The organism is Chryseobacterium salipaludis (genome assembly GCF_022968825.1).
Taxonomy (GTDB): domain Bacteria; phylum Bacteroidota; class Bacteroidia; order Flavobacteriales; family Weeksellaceae; genus Kaistella; species Kaistella salipaludis.
In genome coordinates this window covers 1-16,835 of the sequence record NZ_JALHKS010000002.1, presented here as the reverse complement: position 1 = coordinate 16,835, position 16,835 = coordinate 1, and the positions used below count along the sequence as shown (strand labels likewise).

The window sequence follows — 16,835 nt, the reverse complement described above, 5'->3', positions numbered from 1 at the left end:
ACATTTGTAGCCCAAATCTACTGCATGAGGTTCCTGCTTTTTCTCGTTTTGTGTAGTGCCGCCGTGGGTGCCCAAATCCGCAACAAAACGGACTCCAACCGCGTCAGACCCGGTGATACACTCGTCATCGATTCCGGCTTCAAGGACAGCCTGAAAGTATTTAAACCCACCATTCAGGATTATACCTGGCAAACCCGGTTCTCCGAAAAGAAAGTGTTTGATACCGTGCTGACCGCCGATAAAACATTTATCTTTTCACAATACAACAATCAGGATAATTTCGGGCGCGCGCCGTTTGCCAATGTGGGTGCCGGTTTTCAGCCGCTGGTCTTCACTCATCATCCGGAGCAGGATTTGGCACTGCTGCCGGTTCGCAAATCCTTTCTCATCCGGACGGCTGATGAAATCAAGTATTACGACGTCAAAACACCGACCACCGCTTTCGTCTATCACAATGCCATGCGCAATGGCGCCGTGCTGCAGTCGACTTATACCCAGAACATCGGCAAGCAGTTTAATTTTGCCATAGAGTACACCGGCCTGCGCTCCCAGGGATTTTATCAGAATTTCCTGGCCGCCAATAACAATACCCAGCTGTCTGCGCATTACGAATCGCCCAACGAAAAGTACCGCGCCTTTGGGCACTTTTTGCATACCAATATCAACAATCAGGAAAACGGAGGGATCGCGGATGTAGACCTTTTTCTAAATGATGCTTCCGATTTTAACAACCGTGAAAATATTCCGGTAAATCTGACCACGGCCAACTCCCGCTTTGCCTACCGGCGCTTTTATTACAGCCATGAGTTCCGGCCTTTCTCCTCGGCGCGGTTTCCTTTCAGGCTGCGCCATACCATTTATCGGCAGAGCAATAAGTATTATTTCAGCCAGGAACAGCCGGAGCCTTTTCTCTCTAGCAGCCCGGATGACCTGATTCCGTATCCGTTGTCTTCTAAAAAGTATTCCGTCAACCTGAGCAATACCGTTTCAGCCCTGCTGGATACGCAGAACTTTTTACTCGAAGCCGGTGTACGCCATCAGCATATCGTGCTGGGAATCGGTGATGCACTGCCCGAAACTTTTGGTATTCCGCCGAAGCAGTCCGAAGAGCGATTAGGGGTCGTCGGGAAACTGCAAATGAATCTCTGGGAGCGCGTTGCTTTAAATGCCGGCCTGGAAATCTCGGGCGGAAAAGAATTCGGAAGTTTCATTCGTTCGCGTAACAACCTGCGTCTTGAACCTATCCCGGACTATGCCGTCACTGCACATGTCAATTTCCAAAGCGGCAGCCCCACCTTTAATTTACTGCTGAATCCTTCCGTCTACCGCCAGTTCAACTACCGCTTGACTGACCCGAAGAATGAGCAGATTACCGAAGTAGGCGGACAATTGGGTTTAAAATGGTTTAATACGGTGGCGATGGCCAACTTCATCCGTGTTGAAAATTATACGTACCTCAATGCAGCTGCGCAGCCACAACAGAGTACCGATGCCTTGAGCATCTCGCAGTTGGGCGGTGAGGCTACTTTCTCCTGGGGCAAATTTCATCTGAATCCGCGCGTACTTTTTCAGTCAGCGCTGTCCGGAAAAGACCTGTATCCGATGCCTGCGTTTATTGGCCGCGCCAACCTGTACTGGCAGTCACGCGTTTTCAAAGGTGCTGCCGAAGTTCAGGCCGGACTCAAGGCTTATTACTTTTCCAGATTTAACAGTCGTGAATTTTCACCGGTGCTGAATGAGTTTATTTTACCGGGTGCCACCGGGTACGCCATCGGTGGCAAGCCAATTGCGGATGTTTATGTAAATTTAAAGGTAAAGAAAATGTTCTTCTTTATTGAAGGGCAACATTTCAATGCCGCACTCACGGGCAATAAGTCTTTTGCTGCACCGTATTATCCGGTGCACGATTTCAGGCTGAACCTGGGTATTGTGTGGTATTTATTTAGTTAAAAACTATTTTTGAAAGAAATTGCAAACATACCGTTTACCGAACTTCCGAGCATTCCTCAGTTAATCCGCGATTTTCTGCAGGATGAATTGCCTGGCGCAGAAAAGTACAGGTTTGAGCTGAATCGGATTCCCGCACAAATTGCTCAGAAAAACTTTAGCACTGATAAACGAAAAGTGTTGGCAAAAGTGCAGCATGCGCAATACGAGGGCATCCGGCTTTCAGAAAAGCAGCAGGAACATCTCCAGGCGCTTTCTGCTCAAAATACTTTCACCGTTACCACCGGCCACCAGCTGAATCTTTTCACCGGGCCTGTTTATTTTATTTATAAAATTGTCCAGACCATCAAACTGGCTGATACCTTAACGAAAGAATTTCCGCAATATCGCTTCGTGCCGCTTTTCTGGCTCGCTTCGGAGGACCACGATTTTGAGGAAATCAATCACTTTAAAACAAAACAAAATACCTACGCCACCGCAGGCACAGCCGGTAATGCCGTTGGCCGCCTGGAACTCACTGATTTTTCCTTTATCTCTAAATTAAAAGAAGAATTAAAAGACACCCGCTTTGAAAACGAACTGCTCGAAATGGCAAAGAAGGCGTACCATCCCGGCCAGACGTTCACCGACGCCACGCGTTCTCTGGTTCAGCATTTATTTGCAGACTACGGGCTGCTGGCTTTAGATGGTGACAGTCCGCTGCTCAAGCAGCAGATGCTCGAAACCTTTGCACGCGAACTGCAGGAAGGACTACTGGAAAAAACCACCGCAGCTGCTGTTGAAAACTTAAGTAACCGGTACGGAAAAGTACAGGTGAATCCGCGCGATATAAACTTGTTTTATCTCCAGGAAGGACAGCGCCGGCGCCTTACTAAATTTAATGGCCGTTTCGTGGTCGTTGACAGTGAGATCAGTTTCTCGAACGAAGAAATTCTGGCAGAGTTGCAGCTGCATCCCGAGAGGTTCAGTCCGAACGCAGTGCTGCGCCCGGCTTATCAGGAAACGGTATTGCCTAATCTGGTTTATATCGGCGGTAATGCTGAAATCATGTACTGGCTGGAACTGCCTGCCTTTTTCGAGGTGCTGGAACTGCCGTTTCCGCTGTTGCTGCCGCGTGATTCGTTTTTAATGTTAACTGAAAAAATCCAAAACCGGGCGGAAAAGTTAGGCCTTCGCACAGAAGATTTTTTCCGGAACCGCGAAGAAGTTATTGCCGGTCAGTTGCTGGAACTGCATCCCATCGCGGCAGTGCTGGACGCCCAGGAAGCGGCACTTGTGGAGCAGTTTGAAGATTTAGCAAACCTGGCTGCAATGACGGATGTTACCTTCAGAACGCTGGTGGAGGCAGAACGGGCCAGGCAACTTAAATCATTTGTCCGGATGCGCAAGCGATTGCGCCGTGCCGAGAAAATCCGACAGCAGGACCGTGTGCAGCGGCTGCAAACAATTTTCTCTGAAGTTCATCCTGACAATTCCTGGCAGGAACGGCAATGGAATTTTTCTGTCTTCTATCGTGACCTTGGTTCCGGCTGGCTGAAGGCATGTTATGACGCAGTTGAAATCGGGAAAACGCAACTCATAATTTTTAGCGTTTAAATTTAAAAGAAGTATTTTTGTGCATAATTTATCGAGAGAGATGATTAAAAAGTTTTTTCTGGCAGCTGGGCTTGCCTTCACAGTCAATGCCGGCGCGCAAAGTACCCACACCGTCGTAAAAGGTGATACCCTGTATAATATTGCACGGCGCTATGGCCTTACCATTGCGGAACTCCAGAATCTCAACCCTACTACCCGAGAAGGGCAGGTCTCCCTTGGCGAAGTGCTGCAGGTTAACGGCAAAGCGGCTCCGGCGGCTTCCGGCAACAACCAGGCGACGCTGGGACGTATTGTTTTAAAACCAAAACAAACCATTTACGGCCTCACCAAACAGTATCATATCTCCGAAACCGAATTGCGCGCGCTGAATCCGGAACTGGATTCGCACATGCGAATCGGTGATCAGGTAACCCTTCCGCTGGCAGCCATCCAAAAATATGGCGATGCCCCGGCAGTTCAGCCTGCAGAAACCAATACCGATCGGGTGGTGGCAGAAGTTTCGTCCCCGGTTTCAACTGAGCCTGCAGTGGTGGCGCTGTCAGAAAATGAATATGAAGTAAAGCCGAAAGACAATTATTTCAAAATTACCCGTCAGTTTAAAATCACCCAAAAGAAACTGTATGACCTGAATCCGGGTCTGGAAGCCAGAGGGCTTCAGGCAGGGGATGTGATTATCGTGAAGGAAGGTGCAAACATGGATAGTTCTGCTTCTTCTTCTTCTTCTTCTTCTTCTGCTGCTGCTCCTGTTACTGAAACAGCGGTCGCCGGTGATGACTATGTAACTTACACCGTTCAGGCGGGAGATACCGTGTTCGGAATTTTAAATAAATTCGGGATTACGCTCGATGATCTGCTTTCTTTAAACCCAAACATTACGCAGGGCTTAAAAGCAGGCATGATCATTAAAATTAAAAAAATGGACGCCGCTTATGTTAAGAAATCGGGCAATGCACTGAATGTGGTGCTCATGCTTCCGTTCGGATTTGATACCGGCGATGCCAAATACCGCTCCCTCTCGCTGGATTTCCTGGCCGGGGCTAAACTTGCGATTGAAAGAAACGCTAGGGCAGGCCAGCAGCTCGACATCAAAGTTATTGATGCCGGGAACGAGAAAAGTTTCAAAAACTCTTTAACACAAATTAATAAAGATAATACCGATTTAATTATCGGCCCGTTCTTTAAATCAAGCGTTCTGGAAGTGCTGGACTTTGTGAAAACCAACAAAATTCCGGTTGTTGCGCCTTTTGCCAATTCCGACGATCTGATGGGCTACAACAATCTCATCATCATCGAAACTCAGGATGAGGTGTATGCAGACCGCATTGTGAAAGAAGTGAAAGACGTGTACGCTGAACAGAAGATTTACATCCTGACGGATTCCGATGAAACTCAGGCTAAATATCTGAAAGCAGGCCTGGAAAAACAACTGCGCAATGCGACGGTACAAATCGTTCGTTCCGCGGCAGACATCCGTCCGGAACAAAACATGATGACAGGACAGGCAGCGCCAGTGATTGCGGTACTGGCCAGTAAAAATGATAATTTGGGTGAAGCCTTCGGAAACCGCCTGATTACCCTGGCCCAGGAAGCACCGGGCACCCGCGCCTTCAGTATGTACTACGCACCGATTTTTGAAAAGAAAGTTGAAGAACTGAATCCTTCCGGACTGGTGTACCTGATGGACCGTACCATCAATACAGAAGGGAATTTCGAAAAAGAAATCCTGGCGGCGTATCGCGCGAAGTACTGCAAGGCTCCCTCTAAATATGCTGTGATTGGCTTCGATGTGACCAATGATATGCTGACCCGCGAAAACAAAAAAGGCGAAATTTTTAAACAAATAAATAAAGTGCAGACCCAGCTGGCAACGAAATTCGAATTCGAGAAAACCCGTTCCGGCGCTTATGTTAACAAGGGATACCGCGTAGTGCGTTTGCTTCCCAATTAAATTTAGTACTGCAACAACAAAAGAAAAATCCGGTCTTCGGACTGAACTGTAAATTTATATATGAAAGCACTTGTATTTCCCGGGCAGGGTTCACAGTATGTCGGTATGGGTACAGACCTGTATGCCTCGCGAAAAGACATTAAAGACCTGATGGATTCTGCTAATGATATCCTTGGTTTCGATATTCTCTCTGTCATGTTCAAAGGAACGGCAGAAGATCTGAAAAAAACCGAGGTAACCCAGCCTGCTATTTTTATTTATTCCGTAGCGGCACTCAAAGCAGCGGTAAGCGGCACCTCACCTTCGATGGTAGCCGGCCACTCGCTCGGCGAATTTTCTGCCCTGGTGGCCAACGGCGTACTGAGCTTTCAGGATGGCTTAAAGCTGGTTTCCACTCGGGCGAAAGCGATGCAAGAAGCCTGTGATGCGCACCCAAGTTCGATGGCAGCCATTCTTGGCCTGGCAGATGAAATGGTGGAACAGATTTGTGAGGCCACACCCGGTATTGTGGTTCCGGCAAATTATAACTGTCCCGGCCAGCTGGTGATTTCCGGCGAGACCGAAGCGGTGGAAGAAGCCTGTGCCAAAATGAAGGAAGCCGGCGCCAAGCGTGCTTTGCTTCTGCCGGTGAACGGAGCCTTTCATTCGCCGCTGATGCAGCCGGCACAGGAAACGCTGGCCAAGGCCATTGAAGAAACCAAGTTTTATAAGCCTACCATGGACGTGTATCAGAACATCACCACCACCGCCGTGGAAGACCCGGAAGAAATCAAGCAAAACCTGATTGCGCAGCTGACCGGCCCGGTGAAATGGACCCAGTCTGTGCAGAATATGATTAAAAAAGGCGCAACTTCTTTTGTGGAAGTAGGGCCCGGAAAAACGCTGCAGGGGCTTATTAAGAAAATAAACAGTGATGTGCTGGTTTCCTCGGCGATTTGATTTTAAACTGATATCATGATTTTTTCGCCCGGAAAGTTGTTGCTCACTTCCGAATATGCCGTCCTAGACGGTGCAAAAGCTCTTGCCCTTCCGACCAAATGGGGGCAGGAGCTTTTTGTTGAACCCTTAACGGAAAATTCCTCCCGGATTCACTGGAAAGCATTTCATCAGCATGATTTATGGCTGGAAGCAAGTATTGATTATCAAACGGAGACCATAATCAACAGCAATAATCCCGAAGCTGCTGCCTTTGTCTTAAAGGTAATCCAAACCCTGAAGCATTTGCAATCCGCTTCGCTGACGGAAAATAAAAGCTGGTCCCTGAAAACGAACCTGCAGTTCCCCGCAAATTACGGGCTGGGCAGCAGTTCCACTTTAATGAACAACCTGGCGCAGTGGGCAGGCGTCGACGCTTTTGAACTGAATGAAAAGTGCCTGGGCGGCAGCGGTTATGATATTGCCGTGGCGCAACAGCAGACGTCAATTCTGTATATGGCCCGACCGGTTCGCACGGTGGAGCCTGTGGCGCTCGACTGGCCTTTTAAGGAAGAACTGATTTTTATTCATCTTAATCAGAAACAAAACAGCAGGGAAGGAATTTCCCTGTATCGGAGCCGGCCGACTTCCGAGGCTTTACTCGCGCAATGTACTGAGCTAACGGAGCGCACACGCTTGGCGCAGGACCTTGAAACTTTCTCCCAAATCATGACCGAACATGAGCAAACGCTGGCGGATTTCCTGGGCTTAAAAACGGTGAAAAAACAGTATTTCAGCGATTGCCCTGCCTTTGTTAAAAGTCTGGGCGCCTGGGGCGGAGATTTTGTGATGAGCCATCAGTTCAGCGGATATCGTGAATATTTTGCGCAGCGGGGCTTTAGCACTGTTTTTAAATGGAGCGAAATAATTCTTTGAGTATGAGTGAATTGAACAGGAAATCAATAAAAATAGTATGCGCTGACGAATATCAGCAAATCGGCACAGTCCAACTAAACAGAATTCGTTAAATTTGTTTTTTAATAAAAATAAGTAATAAAAAGACATCATGAAGAACATCAAAATCATCCAGCAGCTCCATGATCTGGGCATCACAGGATACGAAGAAGTAGCCTACAACCCAAGTTATGAAGAACTGTATCAGGCTGAGGTAGCACCCGAAAATTCCGGGTTTGAAAAAGGAATCGTTACACAGTCCGGAGCTGTCGCAGTAGAAACCGGAATCTTTACCGGCCGTTCGCCGAAAGACCGTTTCATTGTGAAAGATGATGTAACCCGTGACACCATTCACTGGGATGGCAAAGTAAACCAGCCGACGACACCGGAGATTTTTGAAAGCTGCAAACAGCTGGTGCTGAAACAACTTTCTTCTTCCAAAAAGATTTATGTGGTGGATGCTTTCTGCGGTACCAATCCGGATACCCGCCTGAAAGTTCGTTTCGTGATGGAAGTAGCCTGGCAGGCACATTTTGTGACGAATATGTTCATTCGTCCTTCGAACTACGAGCTGGAGCATTTCGGCGAGCCTGATTTCATCGTGATCAACGGTTCCAAAGCCACCAACCCAGATTGGGAAAAGCAAGGCCTGCATTCCGAAAACTTCGTGATGTTCAACCTGACGGAAAAAATGCAGATCATCGGTGGAACCTGGTATGGCGGTGAAATGAAGAAAGGAATGTTCGCCATGATGAATTACTATCTGCCGCTGAAAGGAATGGCCTCCATGCACTGCTCAGCCAACGTGGGCGAGGAAGGTGATGTTGCCTTATTCTTTGGTCTTTCCGGTACCGGGAAAACGACTTTGTCTGCAGACCCGAAAAGATATCTGATCGGTGATGACGAGCACGGCTGGGATGATAACGGAGTTTTCAATTTCGAAGGCGGATGCTACGCAAAAGTAATTGACCTGAGTGAAGAAAAAGAACCGGATATTTACCGCGCGATCCGTCGTGATGCCCTGCTGGAAAATGTGGTGGTTAAAGAAGACGGCGAAGCAGATTACGCTGATAATTCCATTACGGAAAATACCCGCGTTTCTTACCCGATTTACCATATCAGCAAAATTGTATTGCCTTCCAAAGCTGGACATGCCAAGAAAATCGTCTATCTGTCGGCGGATGCATTCGGCGTATTGCCACCGGTTTCTCTGCTGAACGATGATCAGGCACAGTATCACTTCCTGTGCGGGTACACCTCCAAGCTGGCGGGAACTGAGCGTGGGATTACCGAGCCGCAACCGTCCTTCTCTCCGGCGTTTGGAGAAGCGTTCCTGACACTGCACCCAACCATGTACTCCAAAACTCTGATCGGGAAAATGAAAGAGCACGGTGCCAAAGCCTATTTGGTGAACACTGGCTGGAACGGTACCGGCAAGCGTATTTCATTGAAGGACACGCGCGCGATTATTGATGCCATTATTGATGGTTCCATTGACAGTGCAGAGAAAACAACCATTCCGGTAATGAATCTGGAGATCCCGACGGCTTTGCCAAATGTGTCCGAAGGAATTCTGGATCCGCGTGATACGTACAACGATGCAGCTGAGTGGGAAGAAAAAGCCCGTGACCTGGCTGCGCGATACATTAAAAACTTTGAGCAGTACTGCGACAACGACGAAGCCAAGCGTCTGGTAGCAGCAGGGCCACAGTTATAATATTTTAAATTGTTTCTCAGAAATTCCTTCGGTTTATATCGGAGGAATTTTTTTTTGGGCGGACAATTCGCGCTGTCCACTCATACTCCTCGGTCGGTCGTTTCCGCTGCGCTCCACCGCCTCCCTGCGGGGTAACCATTTCCATCGCGGCCGCAAGGGGAAATTGTTTTCAAGAGCAGCGGGAACGGGCAGAGCGGCTGTTTTTTTGGTGCAAGGTGTAAGGTGCAATTCGAGGTTATGAAGTTATTAGGTTACGAGTTGTTGAAATTAATGGGTGCAGGTTGCAAGGTGTAGGGTGCAGAGTTTAATGCTAGAGCTATAAGATAAACTGTTGCATGTGCGCAATTGTTCTGTGTAAATCTGTGGAATCTGTGCGACTTAGCTCGAGGTGCAGGATACAAGGTGCAAGGTCTATGCACAATTATTTGTGAAATCCTTGTGTTTATAAGTCGGTTTCCATTATTCAAAGAGCTCCGTTTATTATATAAGTTACGTGTTGCAATTTTAAAAATGTGGCATTAATCCGTTTTTATCTGTGAAATCCGTGCGTGTTTAAAGTTACGGGTTGTTGAGGTTAGAAAGTGCTCCGTGCGTGGTGCAGGTTGCGAGGTGCAAGGTGCGAGTTCTGTGCGCAATCATCTATGAAATAAGGGCTTACTAAAGCTTGGTGCGTAGCCTGTTGCTTATAAATAACAGCATGCTGCATACAATTTCCATTGCCTATCATTATACATTGTACGTTATACATTATACAGCATTCAATTTTCCATCGCCTATCATTATACTTTGTACGTTATACATTATACAGCAAACGCCCGAATCCCCGATAAAAAGTCGTAAAACTACTACACTTTTCAAAGTTTCGCTCCGTTTGGTTGATTTATGAAAAAGATGCGCGTAAGTTTGATATGTAGAAAGCAGGAAACAGGAGGACAGAAGACGGAAGCGGGAGGACAGAAGCCGGAAGTCTGAAGAAGGAAGTCTGAAGCGAAGAAAGAAAAAAGAAGAAAGAAAAAAGAGAAAAACAGATTGACGGATAAACAGATCAACGAATAAACAACTCAACAAGTCCAAGTCTCCTCTAATTTCTAACCCTCTAACCTCTAACTTCTGAATTAAAAAACCAAATCAATTCATATAACACTTAAAAACCTACCATCATGGCAAACAATTCAAGAGCCGTATTAAAATTCAACGGCGGTAACGAGCAGAAAGTATTAAAATTAAATTATGGCGTCTCCAGATCTACGGATGTTTCCGGACGCGTAGCTTCGGATCCCAACAACGCGCTGATTAAAATCACCGTGGAAGCTACTGAAGACAGCGGCATTCTGGAAAGCCTTTTGAACGGCAAGTACAAACCTACCAGCGGCGAGGTGACCTTTAACAAGGCACACGAAGAAGGTGCACTCACCACCCTGAAATGGGAAAACGGCTACGTGATCCAGCACGAAGTAGATTACGATGCTCTGAACGAAGACAATATGCAGGTATCCTTTGTAGTGAGTGCTGAGAAGATCGACTACGGCAACTCTTCCTACGATGGAATCTGGCCACAAAAATAGATTAGAAATTAGATATTAGAAAGTTAGATATTGGAAGTTGGAAGTCTGAAGTTGGAAGTTAGAAGTCGGAAGCCGGAAGTCCGGAGCGGAAAGTCTGAAGTATGAGTCTGTAAGCTAGCAGATGAAAGCTTAAGAATAAAGGTCCGGGCAAAACGAGGTCCATCTTTGAAACAAGACTTAGCGATAAAAAGCGACCAGACGACTAAAATAATAGACAGATAAACGAATAAACAAATATACAAACCCCAAAAGTTTATCACTTTCAAATCTAACCTCTAATTTCTAACCCTCTAACCTCTAAAAAAAACATTCATCATTTGTGTTAACCGCTTCCCGATACGGTCCGGCTGCTTTGGTAGTCATCCGGTCGGGAAGTTTTTTTGCAGGATGAAGAGTTGAGCTTCTTTTTGGTAAACAGGTGAGGGAAATCCTACCATCCCTTGAGTTTATATCGAAATAAAAGGAAAACAATATTTTATTTACTGTCATGATATCTCGATAAGACCAGTTGCATGTTAAAGGTGCAATTCATCCGCGGCAGTGTCCCGAAAGCTGGTGGATTTGGAATTATGCTATGTAATTAAAAATAATACCTTAATTTTATTAGCAATAATTGCTTAAAGTGTTCAATATTTTGTGCGGTAAGCAAAATTTAATTATAAAGTTAACGTGGACAGAAAGGTAAAAAATAATGTTGTGAGCAAAATAACGCGCTAAACTTGAACGCCTTGTCAATAAACCAATCAACAGATACACAGATAAACCAATCAACAGATACAGGCCTCAACAAATACACAAATAAACACCTTAACGACCAGATACCTTAACGGCAGAACAAATAGATAGATAAACAAATAAACAACTTAACAACTCAACAACTCAATCACTGCACAACTCCTCAACTTTAACCCAAACCTCCTGCCTATGTCTTCCCTCAACCTAAAATCCTCCCACACGGCGCGCGCTGTTTCTGAGCATCAGCTGCGCGGCATCAACCGCCAGGTAAAACTCTCGGTGATCATCGAGGGCAGAGTTATCTCGCATTACCGGCATTTAAGCCTGGAGCAGTACAGCCATACCCATCATCATTTTGAGCTCGAACTCTCGCACGATACCCTGGGCGCTGAGGAAAACCATCAGCTGCAGAGCGCCAACAGCTTTTTAGGCAAACGCATTACTCTGATTCAAAAATACCGCGAGGTGGAAGACAGCCCCGAGCGCACCTTTGTGGGGGTGATCACCAAAGTAAGCTACCGCCAACAGAAAGGAGGTCTGGGAACTGTAATTCTCTCCGGCGGGAGTCCCACGCTTTTGATGGACGCCGCGCCCCATACCCAGAGCTTTGGCGGCGACCAGAGCGTGAACATGAGTATTATTGCCCGGGAAGTCATCTCTCAGGCGCTGAGCCGTGAGAAGTTTGACCTCCGTATCGAGGCAAATGACCACTGCCAGATTCCTTATTCAGCGCAGTATGAGGAAACCCATTACAATTACCTCTGCCGTATGGCCGTGGCTTATGGTGAGCAGTTCTACTATGACGGGGAAATACTGCACTTAGGAAAACTCCCCGCGCCTGAAGCGCCGCTGACGCTGCACTATGGCAGTAATGTGAGCAACATTCAGGTGGACCTGAATGCCGTGCACATAAAGCCTGAGTTCTACGGCTATAATTCTTCCCAGCATACAAAACTTACCTCGGGAGAAACACCGGCCAGCCATAAATCAGATCTGGCCAAAACAGCCTACCGCAATAACGACCAGATTTTCAAGACCCGCTCGCTTCAGGTAGCGCCCCTAAGAGCGCAGACCGATCAGGATGTGGTCAGCTCCCAGCAGAGCGCCTGGGGGCACCGCGCGGTGGATGTCTTTACGGTGAGCGGAGATACTTCGATTCCTTTTCTGTATCCGGGTTGTGTCTGCGATCTGGAGATGCGAAAAACCGACAGTACCGAAACCTCCTACTTCACGCGCATTATGATTACCGAAGTAACCCACGATCTGGATGCCACGGGAAGATACAAAGGCAGTTTTAAAGCCATTGCCAGCGACACGGGTTATCTGCCCGAGCCAGAGTTCACCACACCGACTGCTCAGCCGCAGATGGCCACGGTCATCAGCAATGCTGACCCACAGGGCCAGGGTAGAGTTACAGTGCGCTTTGACTGGCAGCTGCACGATACCACCAGCTTTATCCGCATGATGTCTCCCGATGCCGGCGGCACCGATCAGGTCACCCAGAACAGAGGCTATGTCGCCATCCCGGAAGTAGGCGATCAGGTGATGGTCGGTTTTGTACACAACCACCCGGACCGGCCTTTTGTGATGGGTGGCATGTTCCACGGGCAGGTGGGGCTGGGTGGAGGCTCTGATAACCGCGTTAAATCCATCCAGACCCGAAGCGGCCACCGTATTATCTTTACGGAAGATGAAAGTATTGTCATCACCGACAAGAGTGGCAATGAAATCCATTTGGATACCACCGGCAGTAATATCAGCATCACCGCGCCGGAGACGATGACACTTAACTGCAAGAATATGAATATTAATGTGGGGGAGAATATGACATCTACGATCGGCAATAATCAGAGTACCTCAGTTGGGCAAAATCAGTCAAACTCCGTGGGTATGAATCAAATAGAAAGTATTGGCTTTCTGAAAACCCTTTCAGTTGGTGGGAACTTCCTGACAAATGTTTTTGGAAGCTTGGTGGAATTCGTAAAAGGTAACAGAGAATCAAAAGCAAAGGAAGTTAAAGAAAATTCTAAAAGACGAGAAATCATTTCGCAAGGAAACAATAATATTCATTCTAGGAAAACTTTCAACAATAACAGTGGCGAGAACTCTAAACATCATTAATTATGTCTATTATACGAATAACGGAGGGCGAACATATTACATATATTGAAGGTAATTGGACGGTTTTTACAGATGTCTTTGAAGCATCGGCTGGCAACTTTAGCCATTTCAGTGCTGCAGAAGAAACCATTTTTGGAAGCCCACAATCAGAATCTGAAGCTGCTTGGGAAAATTCGTATGTGCCGGTAGTAGAAATTAGCGAAGGTTCAGATGTGCTTTTTAGGGTTAAAACTATCAAAGGAAATCACTGGACGCTAAGCGAGCATATAGAAGAGTCGTTAAGAAAACCGTTAGTAAAGGCAATGCAATTTAAAACGGAAGATAAAATTGTACCAGTCCGTTTTAATGTAAAACAGGGAAATCCTGCTGCAAACGATAGTGACGGTGGGAATATCACTGCGTATTTCTTCACGACATCAAAGAGAAGCACTGAAAAACAAGTTTTTAAAAATCTAAAGTACGGCGACAGCTTTGATATAAAATGGGATAAAACGAAAGGTTATTCACAAGTTCAGTTTTATGCTGACGACAATGATTGGTTTTTTGACGGAGGAGTTTCAAATGTTTTTTGTGGCGCTGTTAAAGTACAGGATAGTCTTTTCCGTAAGATTTATGAGAGTTATCCGAAACCTTACTCATATAAACCTTGCGACGGTGATTTTTATAATCAATGTGCTATTAGAATGAGTATTGCGCTTGCCGGAGCAGATATCTCACTAAAAAATGTCAAGAATAAGTCAAATCCTGGTGGTCAAACCTATTGTAAGCATGGTCACGTTTTAGGTGCTTATAACCTATCCGAATATCTATCTAATACAGGTGTTTTTGGAAATTTCAAACAATTTGATGGAACTAAGCAAAATGTCCGACAGTTGCTTCGACATAAAACTGGAATTTTATTTTTTGAAAATTTTGAAGAGGAAGTCAGGGGAGTTAATAGTCGGAGCAATGAATTCCGACATATAGAGGTTTGGAATGGAGATAGACTTGTTAGTGGGTTTGACTTTCAAATGTTTGGTGCCACAATTATAAAATTTTGGGAAATTTATTAACATGAAAAAGATTTTTGCGGTGTCTATTTTCCTAGTATTCTCTAACTGTCATAACACAACAGCGGAAAAACAAGGCAACAATTTGAAAGATAAAATGGATTTATTATTCAAAACAGATTCAGCCGAATTTGCACAAAATGATTCGCTATTGAAAACGAAAGGTGTAGCGAGAAATATATGGGTGAATAGCGCAGTTTTGGATTACATCCGTAATCCCGATTTGGAAGTAAATCCAACAGAACTGCTGCCTCTCTTTTACATTACAGAAACGGACGAAATAGCTGCTTTTTATAAAGCTGAACCTGCGCAAGTAGAGTTTGATAAGTTTTACCGTGTGGGGAACCATTATGTTTCGAATGGGCGGACTTTTCGGATAATTAATGACACCCTTGCAGTGAATGATACACATGATAGCACACGAACGAAAAAATTTACTAAGCAGGAAACTGGAGAAATAGAGCAGAATATTACATCAACTTATTTCCCGCCAGAACTGCTCGAAAATTCGTCACTATTCCTGTCCGACTTAAGTGAAAAATATAAAAAGCCTGCTGTCGTCAGGCTAAACTATTCTAAAACAGCAGTCCTGTGCGTAACAGAAGACAATATATTAAAGATTAAAATTAATGCAGGATTTCCTGTTGTTTTTAAAAATAAGATTATTAATCCTCCTACAATTTATGCGACAGTTTTCATGCCTGATGATAAACAATATATGGTAATGAAAACACTGCGGAGTTTCCAATTAATAGATATTAATAACCATTCAGTCAGATTTGTAATTAGTTCGTATTAATTGGCTGGCAGACTTTTTAATATACAACATTTTGTATAGTTCGAAAACCGCGAGTCGTTAATGTTATTCATACTTTTTGCAATCTGAACCGGTGGCATCTACTGCTTTCCATGATGGAATGATAGCTTTCAATGCGTGTGTTTTGCTGTGGTGTGGAAGATTTGCTGAACTCTTGGATGATGTTTTTCTCTGCAAAAGCGCCTGTACTTCGGCTGCAATAAATTGGCTGCCGTTGTTGTTTCTCACAATAAAACGTTTAGACAACGGGTCTGCTGTAATAAGGTTAAATAGGTTAATTACATCTCGTTTCTGTATCCGGGCTGTGTCTGTGATCTGGAGATGCGAAAAACCGACAGCACCGAGACCTCTTACTTCACGCGCATTATGATTACCGAAGTAACCCACGATCTGGATGCCACGGGAAAATACAAAGGCAGTTTTAAAGCCATTGCCAGCGACACGGGTTATCTGCCCCAGCCCGAGTTCACCACACCGACTGCTCAGCCGCAGATGGCCACGGTCATTAGCAATGCAGACCCGCAGGGCCAGGGTAGAGTTACAGTGCGCTTTGACTGGCAGCTGCATGACACCACCAGCTTTATCCGCATGATGAGTCCCGATGCCGGTGGCACCGATCAGATCACCCAAAACCGTGGCTATGTCGCCATCCTGCAAGTTAGGGATCAAGTAATGGTCGGCTTTGTACACAATCACCCCGACCCACCGTTTGTGATGGGTGGCATGTTCCACGGGCAGGTGGGTCTTGGAGGCTCTGATAACCGCGTTAAATCCATCCAGACAAGAAGTGGACACCGGATTATCTTTACGGAAGATGAAAGTATTGTCATCACCGACAAGAGTGGCAATGAAATCCATTTGGATACCACCAGCAGCAATATCAGCATCACCGCACCGGAAACCATGACGCTGAACTGCAGGAACATGAATATTAATGTGGGTGAGAATATGACCACGAGTGTGGGAATGAACAGCAGTGAGACCATTGGCATGAACAGTTCACAATCCATCGGAATGAATGCTACCCAAAGTGTCGGTTCCATGAAGATGACCTCCGTGATGGGTGATGCCAGTGTGTTCATCACCGGGAAACTGATGGAGATGATTGAGGGAGATGTGCATAGTGAAACGAACCAAATCAGAAACGAGATTTCACATGATATTGAAATTTCTTCCAGCAAAAACATCACAAAGAATGCGCAGCAGGAAGTAAAAAACAACAGTGGTGAGAAAAGCAAAAATCATTAGTTATGTCTCGTACCAGAATTGTAAAAGGTAAATACGTTAAAATTTCTGCAGGGGATCACTATATTTCTGCTGAGGGAAATATTATTTCCAACGCAGCAAGCGAGGTCAGAGATCACGGAGTTGAGCGCGGCGTGTTTTATGGGAGTTATGAACGTTTGGGCAGTGATATAACAGATGACTTCGAAATAAGTTTTTCACAAAAGAAGAATGGAATTTATTCTAC

The 16,835-nt window shown here is 45.7% G+C and carries 12 protein-coding genes and 1 pseudogene; 12 read left to right on the top strand and 1 reads right to left on the bottom strand.

What is annotated here, in order from left to right:
- Window positions 1–24 precede the first annotated feature (24 nt).
- The 10 genes from MVI27_RS02785 (at window position 25) to MVI27_RS02740 (ending at window position 15,346) form a co-directional block, all read left to right on the top strand.
- The gene (locus tag MVI27_RS02785; RefSeq protein WP_246959175.1) at window positions 25–1,950 is read left to right on the top strand and encodes a putative porin; all 1,926 of its coding nucleotides are present in this window, start codon (window positions 25–27) and stop codon (window positions 1,948–1,950) included.
- Between the two features lie 9 nt (window positions 1,951–1,959).
- Window positions 1,960–3,543 carry a bacillithiol biosynthesis cysteine-adding enzyme BshC gene (bshC, locus tag MVI27_RS02780; RefSeq protein ID WP_246959174.1) on the top strand — a complete coding sequence of 528 codons (1,584 nt, stop codon included), beginning with the start codon at window positions 1,960–1,962 and terminating at the stop codon, window positions 3,541–3,543.
- Window positions 3,544–3,583: 40 nt separating this feature from the next.
- Entirely contained in the window at window positions 3,584–5,491 is a 1,908-nt protein-coding gene (locus MVI27_RS02775; protein WP_246959173.1) for an amino acid ABC transporter substrate-binding protein, read from the top strand.
- A 60-nt stretch (window positions 5,492–5,551) separates the two neighbouring features.
- On the top strand, window positions 5,552–6,430 hold the full coding sequence (fabD, locus tag MVI27_RS02770; protein WP_246959172.1) for an ACP S-malonyltransferase: 879 nt from the start codon (window positions 5,552–5,554) through the stop codon (window positions 6,428–6,430).
- A 15-nt stretch (window positions 6,431–6,445) separates the two neighbouring features.
- Window positions 6,446–7,342, top strand: a complete 897-nt coding sequence (locus MVI27_RS02765; protein ID WP_246959171.1) for a GYDIA family GHMP kinase — start codon at window positions 6,446–6,448, stop codon at window positions 7,340–7,342.
- A 130-nt stretch (window positions 7,343–7,472) separates the two neighbouring features.
- Window positions 7,473–9,077 (top strand): phosphoenolpyruvate carboxykinase (ATP), encoded by a 1,605-nt coding sequence (pckA, locus tag MVI27_RS02760; protein ID WP_246959170.1) that lies wholly within the window; start codon window positions 7,473–7,475, stop codon window positions 9,075–9,077.
- A gap of 1,160 nt (window positions 9,078–10,237) precedes the next feature.
- Window positions 10,238–10,642, top strand: coding sequence for a type VI secretion system tube protein TssD (gene tssD, locus MVI27_RS02755; RefSeq protein WP_246959169.1), 405 nt, complete (start codon window positions 10,238–10,240; stop codon window positions 10,640–10,642).
- 924 nt (window positions 10,643–11,566) lie between these two features.
- Window positions 11,567–13,498 (top strand): type VI secretion system Vgr family protein, encoded by a 1,932-nt coding sequence (locus MVI27_RS02750; protein WP_246959168.1) that lies wholly within the window; start codon window positions 11,567–11,569, stop codon window positions 13,496–13,498.
- A gap of 2 nt (window positions 13,499–13,500) precedes the next feature.
- Window positions 13,501–14,550 (top strand): T6SS effector amidase Tae4 family protein, encoded by a 1,050-nt coding sequence (locus MVI27_RS02745; RefSeq protein ID WP_246959167.1) that lies wholly within the window; start codon window positions 13,501–13,503, stop codon window positions 14,548–14,550.
- Between the two features lies 1 nt (window position 14,551).
- Window positions 14,552–15,346, top strand: coding sequence for a hypothetical protein (locus tag MVI27_RS02740; RefSeq protein ID WP_246959166.1), 795 nt, complete (start codon window positions 14,552–14,554; stop codon window positions 15,344–15,346).
- Between the two features lie 63 nt (window positions 15,347–15,409).
- Here the strand turns inward: MVI27_RS02740 and MVI27_RS02735 are convergent, their stop codons facing one another.
- Entirely contained in the window at window positions 15,410–15,592 is a 183-nt protein-coding gene (locus MVI27_RS02735) for a hypothetical protein (protein WP_246959165.1), read from the bottom strand.
- A 93-nt stretch (window positions 15,593–15,685) separates the two neighbouring features.
- Between MVI27_RS02735 and MVI27_RS02730 the strand changes: the two genes are divergently transcribed.
- Together MVI27_RS02730 and MVI27_RS02725 are read left to right on the top strand one after the other, a co-directional pair.
- Entirely contained in the window at window positions 15,686–16,612 is a 927-nt protein-coding gene (locus MVI27_RS02730) for a phage baseplate assembly protein V (RefSeq protein WP_246959164.1), read from the top strand.
- 2 nt (window positions 16,613–16,614) lie between these two features.
- A pseudogene (locus tag MVI27_RS02725) lies at window positions 16,615–16,835 on the top strand (hypothetical protein); the annotation flags it as partial.